Source organism: Povalibacter uvarum, assembly GCF_014202975.1.
Classification (GTDB): domain Bacteria; phylum Pseudomonadota; class Gammaproteobacteria; order Steroidobacterales; family Steroidobacteraceae; genus Steroidobacter; species Steroidobacter uvarum.
Map to the genome: position 1 here is coordinate 87,651 of NZ_JACHHZ010000005.1, position 25,372 is coordinate 113,022.

The 25,372-nt window shown below is 62.6% G+C and carries 21 protein-coding genes; 11 read left to right on the forward strand and 10 right to left on the reverse strand.

The features are described 5' to 3' along the window. Window positions 1-68: 68 nt before the first annotated feature. The 6 genes from HNQ60_RS19795 to HNQ60_RS19820 are packed head-to-tail and all read right to left on the reverse strand — an operon-like array spanning window position 69 to window position 6,107. Window positions 69-1,688 (reverse strand): response regulator, encoded by a 1,620-nt coding sequence (locus HNQ60_RS19795; RefSeq protein ID WP_184334523.1) that lies wholly within the window; start codon window positions 1,686-1,688, stop codon window positions 69-71. A 2-nt stretch (window positions 1,689-1,690) separates the two neighbouring features. Next, window positions 1,691-3,424 (reverse strand): ATP-binding protein, encoded by a 1,734-nt coding sequence (locus HNQ60_RS19800; RefSeq protein ID WP_184334524.1) that lies wholly within the window; start codon window positions 3,422-3,424, stop codon window positions 1,691-1,693. Then, on the reverse strand, window positions 3,421-4,434 hold the full coding sequence (locus HNQ60_RS19805) for a SpoIIE family protein phosphatase (protein ID WP_184334525.1): 1,014 nt from the start codon (window positions 4,432-4,434) through the stop codon (window positions 3,421-3,423). The genes HNQ60_RS19800 and HNQ60_RS19805 overlap by 4 nt, the downstream gene beginning before the upstream one ends. Before the next feature lie 3 nt (window positions 4,435-4,437). Beyond that, entirely contained in the window at window positions 4,438-4,848 is a 411-nt protein-coding gene (locus HNQ60_RS19810; RefSeq protein ID WP_184334526.1) for an anti-sigma regulatory factor, read from the reverse strand. Continuing rightward, window positions 4,829-5,218 carry an STAS domain-containing protein gene (locus tag HNQ60_RS19815; protein ID WP_184334527.1) on the reverse strand — a complete coding sequence of 130 codons (390 nt, stop codon included), beginning with the start codon at window positions 5,216-5,218 and terminating at the stop codon, window positions 4,829-4,831. Before HNQ60_RS19815 ends, HNQ60_RS19810 begins: the two co-directional genes overlap by 20 nt. Before the next feature lie 7 nt (window positions 5,219-5,225). Next, window positions 5,226-6,107 carry an STAS domain-containing protein gene (locus tag HNQ60_RS19820; protein WP_184334528.1) on the reverse strand — a complete coding sequence of 294 codons (882 nt, stop codon included), beginning with the start codon at window positions 6,105-6,107 and terminating at the stop codon, window positions 5,226-5,228. A 242-nt stretch (window positions 6,108-6,349) separates the two neighbouring features. Here HNQ60_RS19820 and HNQ60_RS19825 point away from each other — a divergent pair, with 242 nt between their 5' ends. Further along, on the forward strand, window positions 6,350-7,648 hold the full coding sequence (locus HNQ60_RS19825) for an amidohydrolase family protein (RefSeq protein ID WP_184334529.1): 1,299 nt from the start codon (window positions 6,350-6,352) through the stop codon (window positions 7,646-7,648). On the opposite strand, the gene HNQ60_RS19830 is transcribed toward HNQ60_RS19825, so the two are convergent. Both HNQ60_RS19830 and HNQ60_RS19835 read right to left on the reverse strand, forming a co-directional pair. Further along, complete coding sequence (locus HNQ60_RS19830) at window positions 7,630-10,524, reverse strand: ATP-binding protein (RefSeq protein WP_184334530.1); 2,895 nt, start codon at window positions 10,522-10,524, stop codon at window positions 7,630-7,632. The genes HNQ60_RS19825 and HNQ60_RS19830 overlap by 19 nt on opposite strands. A 101-nt stretch (window positions 10,525-10,625) precedes the next feature. Further along, the gene (locus HNQ60_RS19835) at window positions 10,626-11,279 is read right to left on the reverse strand and encodes a glutathione S-transferase family protein (protein ID WP_322096890.1); all 654 of its coding nucleotides are present in this window, start codon (window positions 11,277-11,279) and stop codon (window positions 10,626-10,628) included. 306 nt (window positions 11,280-11,585) lie between these two features. Here HNQ60_RS19835 and HNQ60_RS19840 point away from each other — a divergent pair, with 306 nt between their 5' ends. The 5 genes from HNQ60_RS19840 (at window position 11,586) to HNQ60_RS19860 (ending at window position 18,406) form a co-directional block, all read left to right on the forward strand. Further along, complete coding sequence (locus HNQ60_RS19840; RefSeq protein ID WP_184334531.1) at window positions 11,586-12,800, forward strand: glycosyltransferase; 1,215 nt, start codon at window positions 11,586-11,588, stop codon at window positions 12,798-12,800. 89 nt (window positions 12,801-12,889) lie between these two features. After that, the gene (locus tag HNQ60_RS19845; protein ID WP_184334532.1) at window positions 12,890-13,747 is read left to right on the forward strand and encodes a glycine-rich domain-containing protein; all 858 of its coding nucleotides are present in this window, start codon (window positions 12,890-12,892) and stop codon (window positions 13,745-13,747) included. A 34-nt stretch (window positions 13,748-13,781) separates the two neighbouring features. Continuing rightward, window positions 13,782-14,426 carry a PKD domain-containing protein gene (locus HNQ60_RS19850; RefSeq protein ID WP_184334533.1) on the forward strand — a complete coding sequence of 215 codons (645 nt, stop codon included), beginning with the start codon at window positions 13,782-13,784 and terminating at the stop codon, window positions 14,424-14,426. A gap of 309 nt (window positions 14,427-14,735) precedes the next feature. Then, window positions 14,736-16,913 carry an arylsulfatase gene (locus HNQ60_RS19855; RefSeq protein WP_221304320.1) on the forward strand — a complete coding sequence of 726 codons (2,178 nt, stop codon included), beginning with the start codon at window positions 14,736-14,738 and terminating at the stop codon, window positions 16,911-16,913. A gap of 29 nt (window positions 16,914-16,942) precedes the next feature. Beyond that, a complete protein-coding gene (locus HNQ60_RS19860) occupies window positions 16,943-18,406 on the forward strand; it encodes a DUF1254 domain-containing protein (RefSeq protein ID WP_221304321.1) in 1,464 nt (487 codons plus the stop codon). Between the two features lie 145 nt (window positions 18,407-18,551). Here HNQ60_RS19860 and HNQ60_RS19865 read toward each other — a convergent pair whose 3' ends face one another. Beyond that, a complete protein-coding gene (locus tag HNQ60_RS19865) occupies window positions 18,552-19,769 on the reverse strand; it encodes an epoxide hydrolase family protein (RefSeq protein WP_221304322.1) in 1,218 nt (405 codons plus the stop codon). A gap of 565 nt (window positions 19,770-20,334) precedes the next feature. Between HNQ60_RS19865 and HNQ60_RS19870 the strand changes: the two genes are divergently transcribed. Next, the gene (locus HNQ60_RS19870; RefSeq protein ID WP_184334535.1) at window positions 20,335-20,961 is read left to right on the forward strand and encodes a VOC family protein; all 627 of its coding nucleotides are present in this window, start codon (window positions 20,335-20,337) and stop codon (window positions 20,959-20,961) included. Window positions 20,962-21,205: 244 nt separating this feature from the next. Further along, a complete protein-coding gene (locus HNQ60_RS19875) occupies window positions 21,206-22,537 on the forward strand; it encodes a tetratricopeptide repeat protein (RefSeq protein ID WP_221304323.1) in 1,332 nt (443 codons plus the stop codon). Window positions 22,538-22,552: 15 nt separating this feature from the next. Here HNQ60_RS19875 and HNQ60_RS19880 read toward each other — a convergent pair whose 3' ends face one another. Next, window positions 22,553-23,905 (reverse strand): glycoside hydrolase 5 family protein, encoded by a 1,353-nt coding sequence (locus tag HNQ60_RS19880; RefSeq protein WP_184334537.1) that lies wholly within the window; start codon window positions 23,903-23,905, stop codon window positions 22,553-22,555. A 121-nt stretch (window positions 23,906-24,026) separates the two neighbouring features. On the opposite strand from HNQ60_RS19880, the gene HNQ60_RS19885 reads away from it, so the two are divergent. The 3 genes from HNQ60_RS19885 to HNQ60_RS19895 all read left to right on the forward strand — a co-directional run bounded on the left by HNQ60_RS19885 (window position 24,027) and on the right by HNQ60_RS19895 (window position 25,371). After that, window positions 24,027-24,245, forward strand: a complete 219-nt coding sequence (locus HNQ60_RS19885; RefSeq protein WP_184334538.1) for a hypothetical protein — start codon at window positions 24,027-24,029, stop codon at window positions 24,243-24,245. Between the two features lie 16 nt (window positions 24,246-24,261). Beyond that, window positions 24,262-24,549 (forward strand): UBP-type zinc finger domain-containing protein, encoded by a 288-nt coding sequence (locus HNQ60_RS28370; RefSeq protein WP_184334539.1) that lies wholly within the window; start codon window positions 24,262-24,264, stop codon window positions 24,547-24,549. Window positions 24,550-25,002: 453 nt separating this feature from the next. After that, window positions 25,003-25,371, forward strand: coding sequence for a hypothetical protein (locus tag HNQ60_RS19895; RefSeq protein ID WP_184334540.1), 369 nt, complete (start codon window positions 25,003-25,005; stop codon window positions 25,369-25,371). Window position 25,372: the final 1 nt, after the last annotated feature.

The window sequence follows — 25,372 nt, forward strand, 5'->3', positions numbered from 1 at the left end:
CCTTAAGGGCGACGACGCCCAGATGGACTAAGACGTAGCCGTTCGCCGCCGGAGCTGCTCCGTGTCGCTCAGTCGCCGTCCAGCAGCGATCTCACCGCTGCCGCGAGCTCTGCCGGACGGAAAGGTTTTCGCAACAGCGGCGTGCTGCCCACGGCGGATTCGAGCGCCGCAGTATCGGCATAGCCGCTGAAGAACAGTATGGGAATGTCCGGCATCCTGCGACGGATCTCGCGTGCCACATCGGCACCGTTGTTACCAGGCATGGCGAAGTCGGCCAGCACGAGATGGGGTGTTGCGCTGTCGAGCAATCTGAGCGCTTCGTCTCCATCGGCTGCGGCGAGGACGCGATAGCCGATCTCGCTGAGGAAATCCTCGACCAGTGCGCGCACGTCCGGATCGTCGTCGACGACCAGGATGGTTTCCGAATTGCGCTGGGCGGTAGCGACGTCTTCGGGTGCGACCTTCTGGGCCGTGTCGTGCGTAAGACGCAGAACGATGTTCACCGTCGTCCCGGACCCGCGCTCGCTTGCGATCCACGCGGTGCCGCCCGCTTGACGGGCAATTCCGTAAACCTGGGATAGACCGAGCCCAGTGCCCTTGCCGGCGGGCTTCGTCGTGAAGAAGGGATCGAAGGCTCGGGACACCACATCGGGTGTCATTCCCGATCCGTTGTCCTGGACAGCGATGTTCACGTACTCGCCGGGCGGCAGTTCGTTCAGCGCTTCGATCCGGATGCCCCGGGAAGCGATGACTGTGATTCTGCCTTCGCCGCCACGCATTGCGTCGCGCGAGTTGATCGCAAGATTCAGGATGGCGAGCTCGAGTTGATTCGGGTCCGCGAGGACCTGCGGCAGATCCGGCTCGACCTCGACAGTGAGGGCCACGGTGGGCCCGAGCGACTGGCGCAGCAGGTCGGTCATGCCTTCGAACAGTTCCTGCAGATTGACCGGCTGCGTTGCCAGTTTCTGGGTCCGGGAGAAAGCCAGCAGCTGCGCCGTCAGCTTGGAACCGCGATCCGCCGCCCGGAACGCATGCTCCGCCAGTTGCACGAGCTTGGAATCCTTGGCGCGTGCGCGGATGCGGTCGAGATTGCCGACGACGGCGGTGAGAAGGTTGTTGAAGTCGTGCGCGATGCCGCCCGTCAGGTGACCGATCGCTTCCATCTTCTGCGCCTGCACCAACGCCGCTTCGGCGCGCTTGCGCTGGCTGATTTCCTGGCGCAACTGTTCGTTCGCCGCCGCGAGATCGCGCGTGCGCTCGTCAACGCGCTGTTCCAGCGTCTCGTTCAATCGCCGCAGCTTGTCTTCGACCTCGCTGAGTCGCAACAGGGCGCGAACCGCCGCGACGAGTTCTCTCGGCTCGATGGGCTGGGTGAGGTAGCCGTCCGCTCCACCCTCGAGTCCGCGAGAACGATCGTCACCAGTCGTGAACGTCGCGGACGTTTGCAGCACCATGATGCGGGGCCAGCGCCGCTTGAGGACGGCGCAGACCTCGAGGCCGCTGATGTCCGGTAATTTGATGTCCAGTACGACTACCGCGGGCTGCAACTCCTCTGCCTTGCGCAACGCGTCGTAACCGGTGGCGGCATCCGCGACGGTGAACCCCGCATGTCGCAGGCTGCGATTCTTCGTGTAACGCGCCGCTTCGTTGTCGTCGACATTCAGGATGAGGATCTCGCGCGCTGTCACGGCTATCCTCCTTCGCCCATCGCTGTGCGCAGCATCGACATGACACGATCGCGCGAAATCGACTGCTTGTACAGAACGGGAATGCTCGCGGGCAGCTTCTCCCGCACCTGCGAGTCGAGCTGGAGCGATGTGCAGGCGATGATCGGGATGCGCTCGCGGAAGCTCCCCGGCAACTGTTCGATGACGGAGAATCCACTCACTCGCGGCATCTGCAGATCGAGAATGATCACGTCGGGCGGATCGTCGCGAATGATGCGCAGCGCCTGGTCGCCATCGACTGCCTCGGTGACTGCGTAGTGCGCGTCCTGCGCAATGATCTGCCGCAGCACATAACGGAATGTTTCGTCGTCATCGACCAGCAACACCTTGCGGGCGCGCCGCTCCGTCACCGCGTTGTCGCGCGGAGCGAGCTCGATTGGCACGGAAAAATAGAACGTCGAACCGCGCCCGATCTCGCTGTCGACCCAGACTTCACCACCGATCAGTTCAGCGAGCTTGCGCGACAGCGGCAATCCGAGGCCTGTGCCTTTCACCGCGCGCTGCAGCTGGCTGTCCACCTGGGTGAACTCCTCGAAGATGCGATCCCGGTCCTCGGCCGAGATGCCGATCCCGGTATCGGAGACGGCGAAGGTCATCGCCCTGGCGGCCGAATCGTAGTGCGCGGAGACGTGGATCTCGCCCTGCTCGGTGAACTTCAACGCATTGGAGATGAAGTTGCGCAGCACCTGCGTGACTTTGCTCTCATCCGTGTAGAGCCCGGGCAGTTCGGTCGCATTCTCGAAGATGAGCGCCACCGGCGTGCCTTCGCGCAGCGGCTTCAGCGCACCGCGCAACCCACCGAAAAGCTCGGCGACGGTGAATGCATCGGCCTTCACATCGATCTTGCCGGCCTCGACTTTGGCGAGATCCAGCAGGTCGTTGACCAGTTCCAGCAGATCTTCGGCCGAGCGGCGGATGTAGCCTATCTGTCGCGCCTGCTCATCGCTGAGATCGCCATCGACCCGATCCATCAACAGCCGGCTCAAGGCCATGATCGAGTTCAGCGGAGTGCGGAATTCGTGGCTCATGTTTGAGAGGAACCGCGACTTGATCTCGCTGGCCTGGCGCAACTGCTCGGCGCGGTCATCGAGCTCCGCGGTCAACGCCACGACACCACGGTTCGTGTCGCCGAGCTCCCGGTTGAGCTCAGTCGCCTCATCCTGCTTGCGCCGCAGCTCTTCGAGACTGTGGAGCAGCTCGGTGTTCTGCTCGCGCAGCGCCGCGAGGGGGTCTTCCGGCTTGGAGCGCTTGAGCTCAGTCAGCACGCTCTCCAGTTGCTCGCGCGTCACAGTCGTGCGGCGAGGCAGGTACTGAGTCAATTCGACCCGTGTGCCTTCGCCGTCCGATTCGATCCGGAACTCATCCATCAGGCGACGAGCGCCCGTGATGCCGACGCCCATGCCTTCCACGGAGGTGTATCGGCCTTCTAGCACAGCGGCGAGATCGGCAACACCCGGTCCCCGATCCACGATCCGGATCACGAGCTTCTGGGGCGTCTGTTCGTGCAGCGAGAATTCGGCGCGGCCGCCGCGGCCATAGCTGAAGGCGTTGCGTGCAATCTCCGAGACGGCAGTAGCGATGCGCGTCTGCTCCTGGCGCACGAAACCCAGCAGCTCCGCAAGATGTCGTGCGCGCTGACGGACGGCGACGATATCGGCCTCCATCTTGATGACCATGCTCACGATCGGCCAGGTCATGGGCGACGCCCCATATCCGCAACGAGCACGGTTGTATCGTCGCGGCCGCGTGAGTAATCGCGATAGAGAATGGCGGCTATCAATGTCGGATGCATGCGCAGGATGCCGGGATAGCGGTCCAGCGACCAACCCGTTCCCAGTCCGTCCGAATGCATGATCACGAGACCACCCGCGCTATACGGATAGTCGAATGACTGAATGCGCCGCGCCACATGACCCGCGGTGCCGTTGTGGGAAATCATCCGCCGCGTTTCCTGCTGACCGACGATGACTCCGGCGATATTGCCGATTCCGCCATACACGATGCTTGCTTTTCCGAACTCGAAGCGCGCAACAGCCACGGCAGCGCCTCGTGTTGCCCGCAACCCCGCGTGCAGGAATTCCAGGATCTGCGTGACCGGTGCATGGCGGTGGCGCGCAAAAAGTCTCATGGCTTCCATCGCTGCCGCGGCCGCTTGTGGGCCATGACCAAGGCCATCCGCCACGAGCAGCGTCCGGCCGTTCGCATCATCGACGCACTGAGCAGCATCGCCGCAGACCTCCTCGCCCGTCATCGGAACGCAAACGAAACCGTGAGCCGGGGCAGAAGCGGCGTTCGCAGCCGGCTTCTGCTTCTGAGCCAGTGAAATGCGTGCGAGCAGCGCCGTGCCGACGCCGGGCCAGCTCGCTACCTGCATGAAGCTCGATTGCCGCTGCACCGCGCCAAGGCCCGCGCCCGCGCTTCCACCCGCAGTCGAGTAACCGTCGCGCATGCACTCCTGAAGATTCGCGATGCCACGGCCTCGGTCCAGTGCGATGCATTGAATGCCATGTCCACTGCCATCCTCGTAGCTGCTGACGAGCAGTTGCCCGCCTCCGCCATGCTTGACCAGGTTGGACGCGAGTTCCGTCGCAACGATCGCGGCGCGGCCCGCTATGGTCTCGTCGGCACCCAGAGTGCCTGCCAGCTCTGAAGCCCGCCGGCGGGCCTCAGAAACCTGGCTCGCCTCGGTGACTGCAACAGCGCGCATGAGCTACTTCCAGCGCGCGATGGTGATGCGAGTACCGACTCCGACAGTGGATTCGATCGCGAACTCGTTGCACAGTCGCTTGGCACCGCCGAGCCCAAGTCCAAGCCCGTTACCCGTCGTGTAGCCGTCGCGCAATGCCTGCTGGATATCGGCAATACCCGGGCCCTTGTCATCGAACACCAGCCGGATGCCACGGCGCAGCCCGTCGTTCACCATGGTCATGGCCATGGTTCCGCCACCGCCGTAGTCGAGCGTATTGCGGGCCAGTTCGCTCGCTGCAGTGATGATCTTCGTCTGATCGACGAGGCCGAGTCCGGCTTCCGCTGCTCTGGCCCGTACCTGCTGGCGAATCAGGACGACGTCATCCGAGCTTCGGATCTGGAGCACTGTCGAATCAGCCGGCGCTGGCGCCATCTTCCTGCTCCGGCTGGTCATCACGCTGACGCAGCAGCGCCATGCCGCGCTCGACGTTGAGTGCCGTCTTGACACCGGCAAGAGACAGGCCCAGCTCCACGAGTGTGATGGCGACAGCAGGCCGCATGCCGACGACGACCGTCTCGGCATCGAGCACGCGTGATACGGCTGCAATGGTGTCGAGCGTGCGTCCAATGAAGCTGTCGACGATCTCCAGGGCCGAGATGTCGATGAGCACGCCATGAGCGCCGTGTTTGACGATCTGATTGGTCAGATCGTCCTCGAGCGCGGTGGCGAGGCGATCGTGCATATCGACCTGGATCGTCACAAGCAGGGCGCGCCCCAGCTTGAGGATGGGTATTCTGTCCATGGCCGGCTCAGCCCGCGGCCTTGGAATCGGCGGCTTGTGGGGTCTTGGCGGTGACGACCGTCTTGTTCAGTCGTTTCAGCGCCAACGCGAATGCATCGGCCAGGGTGGCTTTGGAAATGACATTCAATTCGACGCCCAGGTGCACCATCGTCTGAGCGATCTGCGGGCGAATGCCGCTGATGATGCAGTCAGCCCCCATGAGTCGGGCCGCCGCGATCGTCTTGAGCAGGTGCTGTGCGGTCAGGGTATCGACCGTCGGGACGCCAGTGATGTCGATGATGGCGAAGTCCGCGCCGCTGTCGACGATGGACTGGAGAAGGTTCTCCATGACGACCTGCGTGCGCTCGCTGTCGAGCGTGCCGATCAGCGGCAATGCCAGGATGCCGTCCCAGAGTTTCACGACGGGCGTCGACAGCTCCGCGATTTCTCGCTGCTGCCGGACGATCACTTCCTCGCGGCTGCGTTGGTAGACGTCCATCGTGTGCAAGCCCAGCTCATCCAGCATGGTGCTCGCTTCCCAGGTTGCTTGGGCAAGCTGTTCCGCACTGAAGTCCTTACGGCGGGCAACCGCTGCAAACAAGGCCTGCTTCAAGGAAAAGACGAAGAGGGCCGTCTCGCGGGGCGAGTATCCCTGGATGGCGCGGGATCGGCTGATATCGGCAAGGAGTTCGCGAAGCGGTTCAAAGGCCGCGCCGGTGACATCGCTGCTCTCGCCCAGGGTGCGCTTGAGAATGCTCAGGAAATCACGGCCCTGTGTCTGGAGTTCGGCCGCATTGATGCGACCGCCCTGGTCGGCGCCGGCCTGCCGCAGCCGCTGCATCCATTCGTCGAGAATGACCGCTTCATTGTCGCTGACGGTCTGCGAAAGCAGGGTGTTGGCGCGTGCCATCGAGTTGTCTCCCAGTTGCGAGGCCAGAAAAGTGGGTCGGGCGCCTCTTATTGAATCATCGTCGCGCGCCGGCCCACATCAAACACGCCAACGCCACGAGGGGACCCCGAGTTCCGGCTGCCTGGAAAAATAGTCGATCTCGACCTTGGCGCCCGGTCGGGCGGCACTCGGGCCTGGCGGTCGTCCGCCGGCTCGAACGAAGGCCTACAATCTGGCCGCATACCCTTCTGGATCGAGATCCAATGCACGACGCCGGGGTCGATCGACGCTCCTTCCTGTCCGCCTCGGTGTCGCTTCTGCTTTGCGGGTCGGCTGGAGCCGGCGGAGCGAATCCGGTTGCGGCTGCGAAGACGTATGCCTTCGAAAAGGCAGCGTGGTTCGACGGGCATGCGTTTCGCGCCGGTGCGTTCTATTCCGTCGGCGGAGTGTTGACGTTCGATCGCCCGGGCAAGGTCGATGAATTCGTCGACCTCCGCGGAGGCTACGTCGTCCCGCCGTTCGCTGAAGCGCACAACCACAATATAGAGCCGCGCCCAAAGCTCGCCGAAGTCATTCGCCGCTACCTGACCGATGGAATCTTCTACGTGAAGGTTCCGGCCAATCCGCCACGCGCGAAGGTCGCGCTCCAGGATCTGATCAACAAGCGGGACAGCATCGACGTCGTTTTCTCGAACGGCTGTCTCACAGCGACGGGCGGACACCCGATGCCGCTCGGCCAGAGGAATCTCGAGCGAAGCGGTCGCGCCGAGGATTGGGCCGAGGGGCGCTTCTACTTCACGATCGACGGGGTCGAGGATCTCGAGCGCAAGTGGCCCCAGGTCCTCGAGTCGAAGCCCGATTTCATCAAGGTTCTTCTGCAGTACTCCGAGGAGTATGGGCTGCGGCACGCCAACCCGCTCTTCAACGACTGGTCGGGACTGAATCCGGCGATCGTGCCGCTCGTCGTGGAGCGGGCGCATGCAGCGGGTTTGCGCGTGTCGTGCCACATCGAAACCGCAGCGGACTTTCACAATGCACTCGTGGCGGGTGTCGATGAAATCAACCACATGCCCGGCCTCAGGCCCGATCGGAACGATTGGGTCGACGTGCAGATCGAGCGATACAGGATCTCGAAGGCGGATGCCGAGCTGGCTGCGCGATCAGGTACGGTCGTGGTGACGACTTTCGTCACGGCGATCGCTCGAATCGACAAAGCCAACGCAGGAGAGGCGTTTCGGGAATGGCGCGAACTGCTGATCTGGAACCTGCGCGTGCTGAAGGAAGCCGGCGTCGCGCTCGCTGTCGGCAGTGATCGCTACTCGGATACCGCCGTCGCCGAGGCGTTCGCGCTCCACAGTCTCGGTGTCTTCAGCAACTCAGAGTTGCTGCGCATGTGGTGCGACACGTCGGCGCGCACCATCTTCCCTGGACGGAAGATCGGAGCGTTGCGCGAAGGCTATGAAGCCAGCTTCCTGGTCCTGAGCGGCAATCCGCTTTCAGATTTCAATGCGGTCCGCGGCATCGGGCGCAGGTTCAAGCAGGGTCAGTTCATCGAGATGTGACCGCCGCCCACGCGCTGGGGGGGATCGATCTCATGCAGCAATTCTGTCGCCGCGACAAGGTCGTGTGTTGCGAAGCCTTCAGTGAATCGATGGTAGGCGTCCCTGAGCACGCTGCGTGCTGTCGCGTCATCGCGCTCTCGCAGCATGATGTGCGCCAGATCCATGGCCACTCGCAGATCCCACGAGAAGGCGGACTGGCGGAGGGCGATCCGGTGGGCTCGCACCAGGAGGCGCACTGCGCGATCGGTGTTGGCAGGCGACGCGGCGAGAAGAATCTTCGCCTGCACACGCAACAGTTCGGGCAACAACACTGCTTCGCCCGAACGTACGGCTTCGTGTCGCGCGTCACGTATTGCGGTATCGGCTTCTTCGATTCGTCCCGTGGTCATCAGTCCATCCGCCAGCCACAGAGCGGCGAGCGTACGAATGACATTCTGTCGTTCAGCTTTCATGTCCGCGAGAGCGGCCTGCAGCATCGGAACGCCACGCTTCGCCTCTTTGCGCCCGATCAACAATGCGCCCTGCAATGCGGTCGCGCTGGAGTGGAACGGCTTCAGGATCGGCCAGTGCGGATGGTTGACCAGTTGCGTCAGGACATCCTGCGCGGCGTCCCAGTGGCCGCACCACAGATAAACCGGGCTCGTGAAGAGCAGTGCGAAGCAGGTGTCGAGCGGCTTCCCCGATCGCATCGCCGTTGTGATCGCTTGTCGAGCGGTATCGGTTGCGCGCTCCGGAAGACCGGACAGCCACAATACGCGCGACAACACGATCAGTGCGCGTACGCGATGGTCGTTACCGCATAGCTGCAGATTTCGTTCTCCTGCCCGTGCGAAGCCGGCATCGAAATGGCGCCGTGCCGCCGCCTGGTTACCGACGAAATGCCGCGCCACGCCTTGCATGAGATCGGAGATCGCAAGGCAGGTCGCGTCGCCGGCCTGCTTCGCAGCGACATCCCATGCCTCCGCCGCGACGAGCGCACCGCGAAAGTCGGCGAGTCGTGTCATGAACAGATGTCGCGTCGCGAGCATCCGCAATCGCTGCGACGGCTCGTCGAGCGGGTCCGCAAGCTCCAGGCCGCGAGCGATGGCACCCAGTACATCCTGGGTATTTCCTCGCACCCACATGGACGAGATTGCCCACGTGCTTTGCAGGAGCATCTCGCGCCGTCCGCCGCGAGTGGTCTCATCGAGAGCGGCGAGTCCAGCGGCACTCCATTTGAAGGATTCGTTCAGCAAGGAGAGCTCGAAGAACACCGGTGCCGCCGCCGCCGCCAGATCGACGGCAAGGATCGGGTCCGTGATCTCGCCCGGACGGAAACACCATTCGAGCGCGCCGCGCATGTCGCCCAGATGATCGCGCAGTGCGTGCGCGCGACCCGTGTATTCCAGGTCGATGAGTCCGCCATGCTGTGCGTTCAGCAGTTTGACGACATGTTCCGCGTGACGGCGTGCGGCAAGTGGGAACTCGCCGTTCGCCCGCAGTTTCTCGAGCGCGTAGATTCGAGTCGTTTCCAGAAGCCGATAGCGCACCGAACCGTCGTCCTCGGGCTGTGCGGAGACGAGGCATTTGGCGACGAGAGCATCGAGCGTCGCGAGCGTATCAGCCTCACTCGCCCCTTCGTTTGCGACCGCTGTTGCCGCTTCGATCGTGAATGTCCCCACGAGGATCGACAGCCTGCAGAGGGCGAGTCGCTCGCTTTCCGGGAGGAATCCATAGCTCCAGTCGAGCAGCGCGCGCAGCGTCTGGTGCCGCGGGTGAGCCGTGCGTCGTCCGTGCCAGTCGAGCCCCAGATTTTTGTTGAGCAGATCGGCTGTCGCCGCGATGCCATGCGTACCAGCGCGTCCCGCGGCCAGCTCGATGGCGAGCGCGATTCCTTCGAGTCGACCGCAAATGCCCGCGACAATCGGCGCGTTGCGATCGTCCAGCTCGAATCGCCCACCCCCGGCGGTCGCGCGTTCCATGAACAACTGCACAGCCGGAAATTCGAGGATATCGGCGGCCTTCATCCTCGATTGCGGTGAGGGACTCTCGAGAGCGGGCAGCCAGTAGATGCGCTCTCCCTCGACGCGAAGCGCTTCGCGGCTCGTCGTCAGAAGATGGACGCCGGCCGTTTCCCGGAAGATCGTTTCGGCCAACGCTGCAATCGCGTCCACCACGTGTTCGCAATTGTCGAACACCAGGAGAATCCGCAGCGTCCGCAGGTAGTCGAGCAAAGTGGGAAGCGCGTCCGCGGTCTGCACGGACAATCCCAGGGAAGAGGCAATCGTCGCGGCGACGAGTTGTCCATCCGCGACCGCGCCCAGGTCGACGAAGCAGATGGCGCCAGCGAACTCTTCGAGCAATTCGTGTGCGACGCAGACCGCGACTGTCGTCTTCCCGATGCCGCCGGGCCCGATGACGGTGACGAATCGCTCGGCAAGCAGATCGTTGCGGATGGAGTGCACGATCTGTTCACGACCCACCATCCGGCTCAGTCTCGGCGGCAGAACCAGTCGCTTGCGGGCAGCGTCGGGATACCCGACGGATCGTCCCGGCGAGCGTGTCGTCGCTTCGTATGTGATCTGTGCGACGAAGCAGTATCCCTGGCCCGTCACGTTCTCGATGTAGTGCGCTCCGCCGTCGCCATCGCCGAGTGCCTTGCGCAGCGCGCTCATGTGGACACGCAGATTGCCGGGCGTGACGATGAGATCGCGCCAGACGTGAGCAATGAGATCGCGGTGGCTGACGATCTCGCCCGGGCGTTCGGCCAGTGCAATCAGGATGTCGAGGGCGCGATCGCCCAGCGCGAGGGGAACGCCATCGCGCTCGATGACTCGCCTTGCCGGACACAACCGGAACGGTCCGAATGACGCAATCCCGCCCTGGGAAGCATTCATGAGAGCGCATCGGCGAACGAGGGACCCGGAGAATAGCCCCGCCGCAGTCGGCGATGGAAGGGTGGTGCCGGGAACCTCGTGGTTCCAGGCACGCATGCTGTTCAGCCGCTGGATGGCTTGCCGGTGAAAACCGCCAACTGATCGGCAAAGGCGCGCTTGTACGCGGGGCGAGCTTCGCCACGCGCGATGTACGCTGTGAGGCCGGGGTATTGCGCGAGGAAGCTCACCCCAACCCGTCGGAGCACCGTCACCATCAGCAGGTCAGCGGCGCTGAATTCGCCGTCGAGCCAGTCGGCGTCGCCGAGCTGCTTGGAAAGTTCATCCAACCGTACACGAAGGCGATCTTCCAGCATCGCCAGGCGTTCCTCGTGCCAGCTCTTGTCGCGCTCCACGATCATAGCCATCGAGCGTTCGACGATCGGCGGCTCCACGGTGTTGAGCGCGGCAAACATCCACATGATGGCGCGGGCACGGGCGTCTGGATCCTTTGGCAGCAGTCCTGTGTGCCGCTCCGCGATATGCAGCACGATCGCGCCCGATTCGAAGAGCGTGAGATTGCCGTCCTGATAAGTGGGGATCTGACCGAACGGGTTGAGCTCGCGGTACGCCGGCTTCTTCATCTCGCTGAAGGAGACCAGCCGGACGTCATAGGGCTGACCGACTTCTTCGAACGCCCAGCGAACGCGCATGTCGCGTGCCAGGCCCTGCCCGCGATCGGGCGACTTTTCAAACGCGGTAATGGTCGGCTTCTTCACTTTCGATACTCCGCACCGCCGATTGCTGTGTCCGGAGGACGAAGCAAGGACCTGCCTTCCGACAGCGTTTCTGATTCTTCCCCGCGGACGGGGAGGGGAATCTTTCCTGCAAACGTGGGGTCCGGAAAAGCAAAAGGCGCCTTCACGAGGCGCCCTTGTCGATCTGTGCGAACGACCTGTGGTCGTAAGCGGGACAGTGACAACCATCACCATCCGCCGTGCTGAGAATATACCGCGTCCGGGGGCTTGCCGTAAGGCCCGGGCTCTGGCGCAGCATCGCCGCCCTTGCAACGACGGGGGTGTGAAATGCGAGTGTTGTTGAGCACATTCGGATCACGTGGAGATGTTCAGCCCGTGCTCGCTCTTGCGGTCGCGTTGCGATCGCTCGGTGCGGATGCGCGCGTGTGTGCGCCTCCCGATGAAGAGTTCGTGAAGCTGTTTGCCGCGGCCGAAGTGCCGCTCCTGCCGGCCTTTACATCGGTGCGTGAATGGGTCGCTGAGATGCTGCCGAAACGCGCGACGATCTCGCTGCCGAAGATCGCGGCGCAGGTGATGGCCGCGCAGTACGAGGCAATCAGTGCAGCCGCGACGGATTGCGACATGATGGTGGCAACCGGTCTCTTCTCCTCGGTTGCCGCCGCGCGATCTGTCGCCGACAAACTCGGCATGCGTTACGTGCTCGCGGCGTACTGTCCGATCTTCTTGCCGTCGCTGGACCGACGTCCCTTCGAGTACCGAAGTCATCCTCATCCATCCGACGTCACGGACAATCGCGTTCTATGGAATCGCGACGTCGAAGTCATGAACGAGTTGTTCGGTGAAGGACTCAACACGCTTCGCGCGTCAGTCGGCTTGCCGAGAGTCGATGATGTGCGTGGTCACTGCTACACCGATCGACCGTGGCTCGCGGCGGATCAAGTGCTCGCGCCGTGGGATTCGTCGGCCGCGATGGTCGACGTCGTTCAAACCGGCGCGTGGATTCTCCGTGATGACCGGCCGCTGCCCTTCGACCTGCTCGCGTTCCTGGATGCTGGTGCGCCACCGGTCTATGTCGGTTTCGGCAGCCTTCCCGCGCCGAAGGATTTCGCACGCATGGCCATCGATGTCGTGCGGGCGCAGGGTCGCCGCGTTCTCGTATCACGCGGCTGGGCGGAGCTTGCGCTGGTGGACGATCGCGATGATTGCTTCATCGTCGGCGAAGTGAATCAGCAGGCGCTGTTCCCGAGACTGGCCGCCGTCGTGCATCACGGCGGTGCCGGCACAACGACAACTGCCGCGCGAGCCGGAAGCCCACAGGTCATCGTGCCGCAGATCGTGGATCAACCCTATTGGGCGAGCAGAGTTCAGGCGCTGGGCATCGGCGCCGCGCACGATGGTCCGACACCGACAGCTGAATCGCTGTCGGCCGCGCTGGCGCTCGCGCTTAGCTCAGGAACTCGCGCACGAGCACTCTCGGTCGCCGCGACTATTCGTAACGATGGCGCGATGCGGGCCGCGAGGCTACTACTCGAATCCGCGTAGCGGCTGAAGAGTCGCACTTGCTACGTATACCTTCGGAAAATACGCAGTCCTATGCTCCTGCGCGTCGTCCAACACGCGCAGGAGGCCGTGTGAAAGTCCAATCAGTCGTACGTCTGCTCGCTCTCGCGACAGTGATTGCCTTGCTTCCATTCCGGCAGAGCGAAGTGCTGGCACAGGACACGTCGAGAACGAACGCAGCGCGAGTCAAGGAGGTGTCCTGGAGTAAGAGCGGCACTTATGAATGGCGGCGGCCCGAAGGCGTGCGCTACATCCTTGTGCGGGCATGCGGCGGCGGTGGAGGCGGCGGCGGGAGTTACAGCTTTTCCGCGCGACCGGCCCCCGCGACAGAACGCGGGACCGCGGCGGGCGGCGGCGGAGGTGCAGGATCTCCCGTCGCAACCATCCTTCTCGGACCCCTGGCAGCCGACAGTTACACCATCGTCATCGGCCACGGTGGCGCAGGGGGAGCATCGGCATATGCAGCCAAGGCAACGAGTGCTCGAGTTGCGAGCGTTCCAGGCGATGCTGGCACCGCAACGAGCTTCACCGGTCCGGATATCGCATTCGAGACCCCTGGTGCGTCGGGCGGCAGCGTCGGCAAGGTCGGCACGAACTTCAGCACCGAAGCGAACATGTATGAGTACTCGATATCGCCATCATCAAGCAGCGGCGGTGCCTATCCGGGTGGCGGCTCCGTACAGAACGGAGGCCGCGGGCTGCTCGGACTCGGTGGTTCAGGCAACTCGCAGGGCAACTCGGGTGGCGGCGGTGGAAGCGTTGGCAACGGCGGTGCTGGCGGAAGCGTGAATGCTGCTGGTGTGAATGGTGGTGCGTGCGCCGGCGGTGGCGGCGCGGGATTCCTGGCGGGCGGATCGAGCAGCTCCGCCGGAGGAAACGGCGGCGATGGAAGCCTGACGCTGCTGTCGTTGACGAACGCTGGAGGCTGACTTCCGAACGCGTCATGTTCGCGAGGCGAACGCTATGCGATCCCAATCACCGCTGTCGCGCCGGGGTGTGCTGCTGGTCGTGATCCTCAGCCCGGCGTTGCTGGGCACCGAATGGAAATGCGCCGCAGTCAGCAACCCGACTGTGGCCAGTGCCCGCATCGATCTGATCGAGCCCACGACTCCGCGTGTGGGCGACATGGTGCAAGTCACTGGTCGCGGCGAAGGTACGCCTCCTTTGCAGTTGGCGTGGGACTTCGGCGACAACACATTCGCCGCTGGCATGCAGGCAGCTCATGTCTACCTCGCAGCGGGAACCTACACGATCACGTTCACGGTTCGTGATGCTCACGGGAATATCAACAGCGACTCATCGCAGGTGGTCGTGTCAGCTCGACAGTCATCGTCATTGCTCGACGTCGTTCAGCTTTCGAACGGGACTGCAGGGGAGCTGGTCGTGCTCACTGCATTGCCATCGCAAGACAGTGACAATGAGCTGAGCTTTCTGTGGACGTTCAGCGACGGCCAGACTGCAATCGGGCCGCTGGTTGCAGCAACATTCCCGACAGCGGGAATGTACGGTGCCTACGTCAATGCAACCGACCCTTCCGGCGCTGTGAGTGTCGGCCAGATCGTGTTTCACATCGCGGAGCCTGCCGAAGAGGGACTTCCTGAGCCGTAGCCGTAGCACGGTACCTACGTAAGTTGCCCTCACTACGAATGCTCAGTGGCTCGAACCAATGGGACATTTGGAGCACTGCGGCGACGCAATGGGTGCTCCATGCGGCTATGGTGTAAAGGAAGCCTTCTCCCGGCATTGCTCCTGGCGCTGGTTGTGCATCCGTCCGGGAGTCTTGCTCAGCAATCGCCCCCAGGCTTTGACAAGCAATCAGCAGGAACGCCGGTAGTGCTGCCGCGGCCGGATTTTCATTTTCCAGGCCCCGTCGGGCGAACCTACCTGGATTCCGATCCTCCGCGGTTTCCTCAGCCGGTGCAGGCGCCCAAGGGCGCACCCAACGTCGTTCTCATCCTGCTGGACGACACCGGCTTCGGTCAGTACAGCACCTTCGGCGGTGGTGTGCCTTCGCCGACGATGGACAAGCTGGCCGCCGAGGGCATTCGCTTCAATCGCTTTCATACGACGGCTCTCTGCAGTCCGACGCGCGCGGCGTTGCTGACCGGCCGCAATCACCACTCTGTCGCGACCGGGGTTATTTCCGAAACAGCAACGGGCTATGACGGCTACACGAGCATCATTCCGCGCAGTGCCGGCACCATCGCCGAAGTGCTGCGACAGAATGGCTACATGACGGCGTGGATCGGCAAGAACCACAACACGCCACCCTGGGAAGCCAGCATCGCAGGTCCGTTCGATCGCTGGGCCAACGGGTTGGGCTTCGACTACTTCTATGGATTCAACGCGGGCGACATGAACCAGTGGAATCCGATCGTCTACGAGAATCGCAACCTCGTTCCGCCGTCCACGGATCCGAAGTACCACTTCACCGAAGACATCGCCGATCGCGCGATCTCGTGGGTGCGACAGGTCAATGCCATCTCGCCGGATCGGCCGTTCTTCCTGTATCTCGCACCGGGAGCGAATCATTCGCCGCATCACGTGCCGCAGGAATGGATCGACCGGTTCAAGGGCAAGTTCGACATGGGGTGGGATCGCTATCGGCAGGAGACGCTCGCGCGGCAGAAACAATTGGGTGTCGTGCCGGCGAATGCCAGGTTGACTACGCGCTCTGCGGGGCTGCCGGCATGGGACTCGCTCAATGCCGATCAGAAGCGCATCTACGCACGCATGATGGAGGTCTTCGCGGCGTTCGGGGCGCACACCGACCATCACATGGGTCGCGTCGTCGATGCGATCAAGGCGCTGCCCGGCCTGGACAACACGATCTTCATCTACATCGTCGGCGACAACGGTGCGAGCGCGGAGGGCGGCATCGAAGGCTCGGTGAACGAGAACCTGTTCTTCAATGGATTCCCGGAGAAGTACCAGGACAACCTCAAAGTCATCGACGAGCTGGGAGGTCCGAAGCATTTCAATCATTTTCCGTCCGCCTGGGCGCATGCCATGTGCACGCCATTCCAGTGGACCAAGCAGGTGTCGAGCTACTTCGGCGGCACGCGCAATCCGATGATCATCTCGTGGCCGGGCCACATCACTGATCGCGGCGGCCTGCGATCGCAGTTCACGCACGTGATCGACATCGTGCCGACGCTGTATGAAATCACGGGCGTCACGCCTCCTCAGTCGCTGAACGGAGTGGCCCAGCAGCCCATCGAAGGCGTGAGCTTTGCTTACACATTCGGCGATGCGAAAGCGAACTCGCGCCGCACGACGCAGTACTTCGAGCTCGGGGCCCATCGCGGCCTCTACCACAATGGCTGGATGGCCTCCGCGCTCTCGTTTCCGCCGTGGCAGCCCATCCGCACCGGCTTCGATCCGGACAAGCAGAAGTGGGAGCTGTACAACATCGACGAGGATTTCACTCAGTCGACCGATCTCGCGGCGAAGAACCCATTGAAGCTGCGTGAGCTGCAGGACCTGTGGTGGGCGGAGGCGGCGAAGTACCACGTGCTGCCGCTCGACTGGCGAGCGTCGGAGCGCCTGAATGCAGAGCTCATGGGGCGTCCCGAACTCGGCGGCAAGCGCAGCAAGCTCACTTACTATCCAGGGCAACTCGCCGTACCGAATGATGCCGCGCCGCGAGTGTTGAACAAGTCCTGGTCGGTCACTGCCGACGTCAATGTCCCGGCAAACGATGCCGAAGGCATGATCGTCACGCACGGCGGTATCACCGGTGGATATGGTCTCTACCTGCGAGCCGGCAAGCCAGTCTTCTCGTACAACTACCTCGCGCAGGAGCGGTACGTCATCGAGGCACAGCAGCCGCTGCCAGCCGGCAAAGTCCAGCTGAAAGTCGACTTCAACTACCAGGGCGCAAAGGGCGAGTTCGGCAAGGCGGCAACTATCGTGCTCTCAGCGAACGGCAGCAAGATTGCAGAGGGACGGCTGCCGCAAACCGTTCCGATCCAGTTCTCTCTGGGCGAGGGCATGGATATCGGCCAGGACGTCGGTTCCGCCATCGACTTCACCTACAAGCTGCCTTTCAGGTTCACGGGGGAGATCGAGAAGGTGGCGTTCGAGCTGAAGTAGAGCTGCGATCAACAAGTGCGGAGTTGTTCATGAACGGTACGAGCATGCGTGTGGTGTTGGCGACGGTGGCAATGCTGCCGCTGACTTCGCTATCTCAAACATCCGTCCCCGCGTCGCCCGGCTGGGCGGCGGCGATGCCCTCCGCACCGGATACGCGAGTGAAGATCACTGAGGAATACGCCAAGCTCGTCGGCAAGGATGCCTACTTCTGGGCGTGGCCCATGATGAACATGTACAACCGCCGCCTGCATTTTTCGCAGTTCAAGGAAATCAGTCGATCGGGACCGTTGATGTCGGCGCCGCTGAATCAGCTCGCGATGCTTACGGACTACGTCGATCCCGCCGAGCGTTCCGTTGCCTGCCCCAACCAGGATGTCGTCTATGGTATCGGCGCCATCGCGTTGGATGTGTCACCCGTGGTCGTCCAGGTGCCTGACTTCGGCAACCGGTTCTGGGTCTACCAGGTGGTGAATCTCCGCACCGACAGTTTCGTGCAGCTGGGGAGGATGTACGGGACGACACCCGGCTTCTATCTGCTGGTCGGTCCGAACTGGAAGGGCGATGTGCCCAAAGGAATAACAGAGGTCTTTCGCTCATCTACCAACACCGGGCTCGTGGCGCCCCGGGTCTTTCAGGACGACACCGCGCAGGACAAGCGAGCGATCCAGTCTGTGCTGCGGGAAGTCGTGGCCTATCCGCTCGCGCAATTCGACGGCACGATGAAACAGAAGGACTGGACCAAATTGCCGCAGCTTCCGCCTCCGCCGCCAAGCGAGGAGGAGACGCAGTGGGTCTTCCCCGAAAAGATGGTCGATGAGCTGCCCGCAGTGCTTGCCGATGCGCCCCCATTGCCCGGCGAGGAGGCTCGGTATGCGCAGGTGCTCGCAGTTCTCAAGGCTGCAGCGGCGGACCCGAAGATCAAGCAGGCGATGACCGAGGGCGCGAAGGAATCGCATGAGCAGCTGGTGACGCCGCTGTTCCAGTTCCGGAACTACGGACAGCAGCTGCCGCACCACTGGAGCACGATTTCGAACGAGTCGGCGTTCGGCACGGACTACTTCACACGCACAGCGGTGGCCAAGTCCAATATCCTGGTGAACTCGCCGAACGAAACGAAGTATTTCTACCAGGACCTGGATTCGAACGGCACGCGTCTCAACAGCGCCAATCGCTACACGGTGACGTTCGCCAAAGGACAGACACCGCCGGTCCATGGATTCTGGTCGCTCTCGATCTACAACGAGCATCACTTCTTCGTCGCCAACCCGATCAACCGCTTCTCCGTCGGCACCAAGAACACGGACCTGAAACTTGCGAAGGACGGTTCGTTGACGATCTACGTGCAGCCCGAACCACCGAGCGATCGCTCGCAGCGAGCGAACTGGCTGCCTGCTCCGAAGGGAGACTTCTCGCTGTATGTGCGGGCGTATTGGCCCAAGGAAGGTGTGACCGACGGGAGCTGGACGCCTCCGGCGGTAGTTCAGGTTCGATAGTTGAGTTGACGATTCCGAAGATCCGCGAGTGCGGATGAATCAGTTGCCCTTCAGCGGAAGCTTGTGCTGGTGTGCCATGAGCCCAAAGTTCGCGATGAATTGCCGCGCGAACTTCGGGCTCTGCACGAGGCGCTCGATTCGTCGATCAGTGACGCAATGATCTGAAGCTCGTGCGGACTTCTTCCGAGAACAGCTTCGGCTGCTCCCAGGCCGCAAAGTGACCGCCCTTGTCCAGGTTGTTGTAGTGGAGGAGCTTGGAATACGCCCGCTCCGTCCAGCTCCGCGGAGCCTGGTAGACCTCTTCAGGGAAGACACTCACCGCAGCCGGGACGGAGATGTCGTAGTCGGTGAAGAAGGCGCCTTTGTATTCCACGTAGAGCCGGGCACTGGACACGCCGGTATTCGTCAGCCAGGAAAGAGTGATGTTGTCGAGGATGTCGTCCCGGGTCAGGTCGCCGTAAGGCTCTGCATCGATGAAGAGTTTCACGAGGTGGCCATAGCTCGCGACGTCATGGTCGATCATCCAGGCGGCAAGAGCGATGGGTGAGTCCGCCAACCCGCACAGAGTCTGCGGGTGTGCGGCCATCATCAGCTGCGTAGGAACGTGCTGGTAGAGGAATGCCATCTGACCATAGGCCCGCTGCTCCTCGGCCGAGAGGTCTGTCGGCGGCGGACCGCCGGACTGAAGCGCTTTGGTAACACCCTGCGGCGCGGCGCCGGAGAAGTTCACGTGGATGCCGATCAACTCTGGTGGTGCCTGTTGCGCCATCAGGTTCGTGACGAATCCGCCCCAATCACCGCCCTGTGCCGCGAATCGGCTGTAGCCGAGACGCTTCATCAGCTCCACCCATGCCCGCGCCATGCGAGCGGGATCCCAACCGGGCGTCGTGGGCTTACCCGAGAACCCATAGCCGGCCATCGAAGGGATCACCACGTGAAAGGCGTCCGACTCGCTGCCGCCGTGAGCCGTCGGGTTGGTCAATGGATCGATGATCTTCAACTGCTCGATCGGCGAGCCGGGCCAGCCGTGCGTGACGATGAGGGGCAGTGCATCCTCGTGCTTGGAACGCACATGAATGAAATGGATGTCGAGTCCGTCGATTTCGGTGATGAAGTTCGGCACCGCGTTGATCCGCGCCTCGACCTTGCGCCAGTCGTACTGGGTTGACCAGTAGTGTGCGACCGCTTGCATCATCGCAAGCTGCACGCCCTGTGATGCATCTGCGACAGTTTCCCGGTCGGGCCACCTGGTTGCCTTGATACGTCGGCGCAGTTCCTCCAGCTCCGCTTCCGGGATGTTCACGTGTAGTGGACGGATCGTCGTCGCATCACCGCCCTTGGGCTGTACAGATGCAGCATTCATGGTCTTGCTTCCTTCTGAGGATGGAAAATAGAAGTCCGAGCCCGACGACAAGAGCAGCCGTTGCATATCGCGGCGGCAATCGAGTTCGGGCGTCATTGCGAATGACACCTCCTTATCAAGCAGATGATCCGAAGGACGGTTGCGTCGATGACGCTGTCTGCGTGCTGCTTCGGGCTGGGGCCAGCCGGTGACTTCAGATTCGCAGAAGGAATTCCTGCAGCGGGACCGGGTCGGATACTGCGCGCTCGCAGTCCAACTGGATAGAAGAATCGCCTGCGGTCGATGGTGTGGCGCGTCAGCACCAACGCTCACCGATGGACAAGGTTGTAATCGTTGAAGTTGTGCTTGCGCGTCGGGTGCGTGCGCACTCCGCGAGTCCGTGGGCCGCACTGCCGAATCTTCTCAGTCAGCGCGCTCTGCTGCGGGATTTGCGCGCCACGGCGAGGATCGTCGTTCGCAGCGTTCGACCCTCGTCATCGAGGGCGGGGAAGCTTCGTATGGCGACGCGAATCGCCCTGAGCGATAACACAGCCACGAGCCTTCGCCACAACCTGGAGTACGGCACATGAGCACCGCAATGTCCCCGCATGTCGATATGAAGCTGGAAGTCGTCGCCATTCCGGTCACGGATATCGAACGCGCCAAACGCTTCTACAGCGATCTAGGCTGGCGGCTCGATGGCGATTTCGTCGCCGGCGATGAATTTCGGGGCATTCAGTTCACGCCTCCTGGTTCCTCTTCCTCGATTCATTTCGGCAAAGGCGTCACACCAGCGCCTCCTGGTTCGGCACGTGGCCTCTTCCTGGTCGTATCCGATGTCGAAGCCGCACGTGCGGAACTCGTCGAGAAGGGCATCGAAGTCAGCCAGGTGTTTCACGTTGCCGGTCCCGGCAAGCCGCCGATGCCCGGGCGTGATCCTGAGCGTCACAGTTACGCTTCCTATGCATCGTTCAACGATCCCGACGGCAACGGCTGGTTCCTGCAGGAAGTCACGTCGCGACTGCCGGGACGCATAGACGGAGGTCAGGCGACTTTCGCTTCGTCGGCAGATCTGGCTGCCGCGCTGCGGCGGGCTGCGGAAGCGCATGGCGAGCACGAGAAGCGCAATCCGGGACAGAAGCACGATGACTGGCCGGAGTGGTACGCCGAGTACCTGACTCGCGAGCAAGCAGGAAGAGAACTGCCGTTGTAGCCCGGAGTCTGTAGTAGAGGACGAAGCAGGCAACGCGTCGTGTCTGCTTCGTGTCCCTGAGACGGGCGAATCTGCGAAGCCCGCTTGCGCAGAGCATTTTTGGACAGTGTTGGTATCGCGCCGCGCGCCCATAGGGATGGCCTTGCGGGCACATACTGGCTACGCTTCTCGGCGCATACCAAACCTGTCTCTCCCGACACGTATGGACAGTCCACTCCCAGCCCTCGTCCGAGCCGCTGCAACAGTGATCGCCGTCAGCGTCGCTGCCAGCGCACTTGCGGCTGAGCCGGCGAATCGGGTTCCTGAAGCGACCGTCGCCGCTCAGAGTCCGAATGCAGACATCGAAACCGCGCTCGCACGGGTGACTGCGGCGAGATCGGGCGCCGAAGGCGTTTCACTCGAAGCTGCATTGACTGCTCTTGGCGACGCGCACGCCAACGCAGGTCAGTACGAGGCGGCCGCACCTGCCTACAACGAAGCGTTGCAGCTCGCGGAACGGCACGGATTCGAGGACGTTCGCGTACTCACTCCGCTGACCGGCCTGGGGATCGCATTCTCCCGATCCGGGCATCACGATGAAGCTGTGCCCCGACTGCAGCGAGCGCTGACCATCCAGCGCGCCAAGTACGGGTTGTTCGATGTGCGACAGCAGGAAACGCTCAAGGTGCTCGCCGCCAGTCTCACAGCGCTGGATCGAAAGCAGGAGGCGCAGGACTTTCTGGTCTACAGGGGACGTGTCGCGGAAAAGGCGTACGGCGCGGGAGACGTCAAAGTCGTTGAGGCCATGTGCGATCTGGGGAACTGGTTTGCCGAGACCGGCAAGACAGAGGAGGCCCGCATGAGCTTCAAGGTCGCGCTCGACAACGCTTCGTGGAAGCTGTCTCCCAATCATCCCGCCGTCGTGGAGCCGCTGAGAGGAATCGCTCGTGCCCAGATGCTGAGGCAGAGTTATCCGGAGGAATGGTTGCGGCCGCGTTCACCGAAGGGTTGCAAGACCATTGCACTCGAATGTAGTCCCCCATTCCGCATGGATTCCAGAGGGCATCGCATCATCCTGCCCAGGAAGCTCGATCCGGAAGGTGAGGATGCGCTGAAGCGCGCATTGTGGGTTCTGGAAGCCGATCCGCGCGCATCGTCGGAAGTTCGTGTCGAAACACTCATCCAGATGGGTGACTGGCAGCAGATCAAGAAAGCGCCCGTCGATGCTCTCTCCTATTATCAGCAGGCGTGGCAACTGAGCCGGGCTGCGTCGAATGCATCGAGTCCGGCAGCCGCGGCATTCGACTCGCCTGTCCGCGTCTTCTATCCGACGCCGATGATCGTGGCTCACATTCCGGGGCTGCCGCCGGAAGAAACCCGTACTCAGCATGTACAGATCGAGTTCACCGTGAAGGCCGACGGCTCCGTTGCCGATGCGCGCATCGTTGAGCACGACACGCGTGAACAATATGCACGCGACATTCTCGATGCCGTTCGTGTTTCGCGCTTCCGGCCGAAGCTCGTCGACGGCAAGCCAGTGGACGTGCCCGGGATCGTCTTTCGCGAAACGCTGTGGCGGCCTGAAGCGCGAAAGTGATCGATCGCGCGGGTGCTACTGGCCAAGGGCCTGCATCTGCGCTGAGTGTTCCCGGATGATCGCGATCGTCGACAGGTCGCTGTCGAAGATGCCGTAGAGTCCTTGCGGCTCCTGCGGCGGATCGCCGACGAAATCATCGCCCGGCTTCCACATGAAGTCGGCGTTGGTGGCGCGGCCCGCACCGTTCCACGCCCAGAAATTCGAGCCCGCGATCGGTGCGCCTTCCGCGGCGCGTCGATGCAGCAGGTCGAACACGGCTTTGTAGTAGCGATCGCGGAACGCGGTGCCGGCGTCGACGGCGAAAGCGCCACCATCACGATTGATACCGAACTCCTCGAGGACGATGGGCTTGTCGAGCTGCTTTGCGATGTCGATGTGCCAGTTCAGATAGTCCTGTGCTTTCGTCCATGCGCTGTCGTAGGTTGCCTCGGCGTCCTTCGGATCGAACCAGCTCCAGTTCGCTGCCCACATGTGATACGTCAGGTAGTCCACGTTCGGGCTCTTGTGCGATTCGACGAAGAGGTCCTTGTCGCCAGCGGTTCCCATCCACCCTTCGTTGCCCGTGCTGACGAGCTGGTTCGGTGCGAGCGAGCCGATGAACGCCGCTGTTTCGTCGATCCAGCGAATGAAGATTTCCGCATTGGCGCGACCATTGGCGTCGCTGCCCGGCCGCGGTTCGTTCGCGAGTTGCCAAGACATGATGGTGGGGTCTTCGCTGTAGAGTTTTCCGGTAAGGGTGTTGCGACGAGTGACGAGCGTGCGGATCACTTCGCGATAAGCGTCCTGAGCCGCCGGGACTGCGTAGAAGAGAGCGGAGTTGTCCATGAAGGTGTTCCAGTCGCGCGTGACGTCCGGATCGACGACGGGTTTGCCCGTGAACCACGAGACGTATTGCGACATGCCGCCCGACCATTGCCAGAAGTTGTTCACGTAGATGACGGCCTTCATGTCGCGCTTCGCCATCTCCGCGAGGAAGAAATCCAGTCCCGCAAGCAATTGCTCGTCGTACTTACCGGGTTCGGTCATGGACGCGGGGCGCACGGCGCGCTTGAGTTCGCTGGCTTCCGACATGCCCAGGATGCGGATGTTGGTGATGCCCGCGGCCTTGAGCTGGTCGAGTTCGCGCACGAGCCGATCGCGATCGCCGGTCGGGCCTGCGGAGCCAAGGTATCCGCCGTACCAGATGTTGGTGCCGGCGAAGTAGTACGGTTTGCCGCGCAGGCGGAACTGCGTGCCCTCGATCGTGACGAACTCCGATACTGCGGGCGCGCTGGCCTGGGACACCGGCGCTCCGGCCGGCTTCTTGCTGCAAGCGCCGATCAGCAGGCATGACGCCAGCAGCGTCGCGAGGATCCCTCTGGGGTTCATCGATTCTCCTGTTCCGGTGCCGTCGGTCGGGCGAATATGCCTGAAGATAAGGGACACCGATGCAATAGACGCATGTCTGGTACATGTCAGGCCGGTCGCGGCAACGCTAGAATCGGGCGTCATGATCAGCACCCGTTCCACGGAATTTGTCGCCGCGCTGGCCCGCGCCAGCGAGGAGAACGGTCTCGAAGAGCACTACCGCAGTACCGTTCGTCCATTGTTCGCGATGCCGCGATCGCAATGGCCGGGGTGCTGCGGAGGTGGGTGTGAGCCCTGTGCTCAGACGCTGATCGCGGTGGCGGATCGCGTTTGCGAACTGCTGGGCGTCGAGTACGACTGAATCACTCGAGCGAACTATGACCTGCGAACACATCAAGCATGCGCACCCCGTTGCCCCTCGTGCATCAGGATGCGAGGAATGCCTCAAGTCCGGAGGCACATGGGTCCACTTGCGACTGTGCCTCGAGTGCGGTCACGTTGGCTGCTGTGACAGTTCGCCGAATCGTCACGCGACACGCCATCATCATGAGACCAGGCATCCTGTGGTGGTTTCATTCGAGCCCGGCGAGCGCTGGGCGTGGTGCTACGTGGATGAAGAGGGTGCGGCAGCGCCGAAGGAGGCGCTGAAGTTCATGAGGGAATGAGGCGGACGAAGCAGCGATGAGCTGCGAGCCCGGAGGTGTGACGGCTCAACGCGCCTCTCCATTCTGAATTCCTGTTCTGGCCCATAGCTCACAGCTCCCAGCTTTCCGCGCATGCTTGTCCTGCTGTGGGTCCGGCTTCAGCCGGACGTCATCGCCGAAAGGCGATGCTTCGCATGACGTCCCACTAAAGTGGGACCCACAGAAGGCGCGCCCACCATTCCGAGTTCACCGTTTCTGGCTCACAGCTCACAGCTCACAGCTCACAGCTCATCGCCTTCCCTACGAAAGTCAGTCCCGCACCCCCTGCGCAAAGTCAGCATGCGCAGCAGCATTCGCCGCGGTCACGCCACTTTCACGCATCTTCATCCGGAAGCTTCACGCCCGACCTGTAATTTTCTCCTCAACGGCGGATCGCAACGGTTCGCTGCAATCAACCGCTTCGAGGAGAAGATCATGACCCGACGATTTGCAAGGCGCGCAATGCTGCTCGCCGCCCTGGCGACGCTCGCCAGCCCGATCGCCAGCCAGGCCGCCGGCACTCACGGTGTGGATGCCTGCATGAAGAAGTTCATCAACGGACAGCTGCCGGAAGGCACCACGGTTCGCATCGGTGAACCCGAAGGCATTTCGGGTGCGGATTTCCGCCTCGGCTCGCGTCCGCGCATCGTCGTTCATGCGGTCGGCGAAACGACGGGCAAGGACTACGGTTCGGCTCGCTGCGTCGTCAATCGTCGTGGCGATCTGGTCGCGATGTATGTCGGCAACGTGCTGGTGTACGCGGCCGGTCAGCGGACCGATCCGATGCAGGTAGCCGTGCGCTGAG

Excerpts from the sequence above, each read along its gene's own strand:
- HNQ60_RS19815 (WP_184334527.1), bottom strand. The coding sequence starts at position 5,218 with ATGGACAGAATACCCATCCTCAAGCTGGGGCGCGCCCTGCTTGTGACG.
- HNQ60_RS19840 (WP_184334531.1), top strand. The coding sequence starts at position 11,586 with ATGCGAGTGTTGTTGAGCACATTCGGATCACGTGGAGATGTTCAGCCC.
- HNQ60_RS19865 (WP_221304322.1), bottom strand. The coding sequence starts at position 19,769 with ATGAATGCTGCATCTGTACAGCCCAAGGGCGGTGATGCGACGACGATC.
- HNQ60_RS19820 (WP_184334528.1), bottom strand. The coding sequence starts at position 6,107 with ATGGCACGCGCCAACACCCTGCTTTCGCAGACCGTCAGCGACAATGAA.
- HNQ60_RS28370 (WP_184334539.1), top strand. The coding sequence starts at position 24,262 with ATGACCTGCGAACACATCAAGCATGCGCACCCCGTTGCCCCTCGTGCA.
- HNQ60_RS19860 (WP_221304321.1), top strand. The coding sequence starts at position 16,943 with ATGAACGGTACGAGCATGCGTGTGGTGTTGGCGACGGTGGCAATGCTG.
- HNQ60_RS19800 (WP_184334524.1), bottom strand. The coding sequence starts at position 3,424 with ATGACCTGGCCGATCGTGAGCATGGTCATCAAGATGGAGGCCGATATC.
- HNQ60_RS19830 (WP_184334530.1), bottom strand. The coding sequence starts at position 10,524 with ATGAATGCTTCCCAGGGCGGGATTGCGTCATTCGGACCGTTCCGGTTG.
- HNQ60_RS19885 (WP_184334538.1), top strand. The coding sequence starts at position 24,027 with ATGATCAGCACCCGTTCCACGGAATTTGTCGCCGCGCTGGCCCGCGCC.
- HNQ60_RS19850 (WP_184334533.1), top strand. The coding sequence starts at position 13,782 with ATGCGATCCCAATCACCGCTGTCGCGCCGGGGTGTGCTGCTGGTCGTG.
- HNQ60_RS19895 (WP_184334540.1), top strand. The coding sequence starts at position 25,003 with ATGACCCGACGATTTGCAAGGCGCGCAATGCTGCTCGCCGCCCTGGCG.
- HNQ60_RS19810 (WP_184334526.1), bottom strand. The coding sequence starts at position 4,848 with ATGGCGCCAGCGCCGGCTGATTCGACAGTGCTCCAGATCCGAAGCTCG.
- HNQ60_RS19805 (WP_184334525.1), bottom strand. The coding sequence starts at position 4,434 with ATGCGCGCTGTTGCAGTCACCGAGGCGAGCCAGGTTTCTGAGGCCCGC.
- HNQ60_RS19870 (WP_184334535.1), top strand. The coding sequence starts at position 20,335 with ATGAGCACCGCAATGTCCCCGCATGTCGATATGAAGCTGGAAGTCGTC.
- HNQ60_RS19880 (WP_184334537.1), bottom strand. The coding sequence starts at position 23,905 with ATGAACCCCAGAGGGATCCTCGCGACGCTGCTGGCGTCATGCCTGCTG.
- HNQ60_RS19825 (WP_184334529.1), top strand. The coding sequence starts at position 6,350 with ATGCACGACGCCGGGGTCGATCGACGCTCCTTCCTGTCCGCCTCGGTG.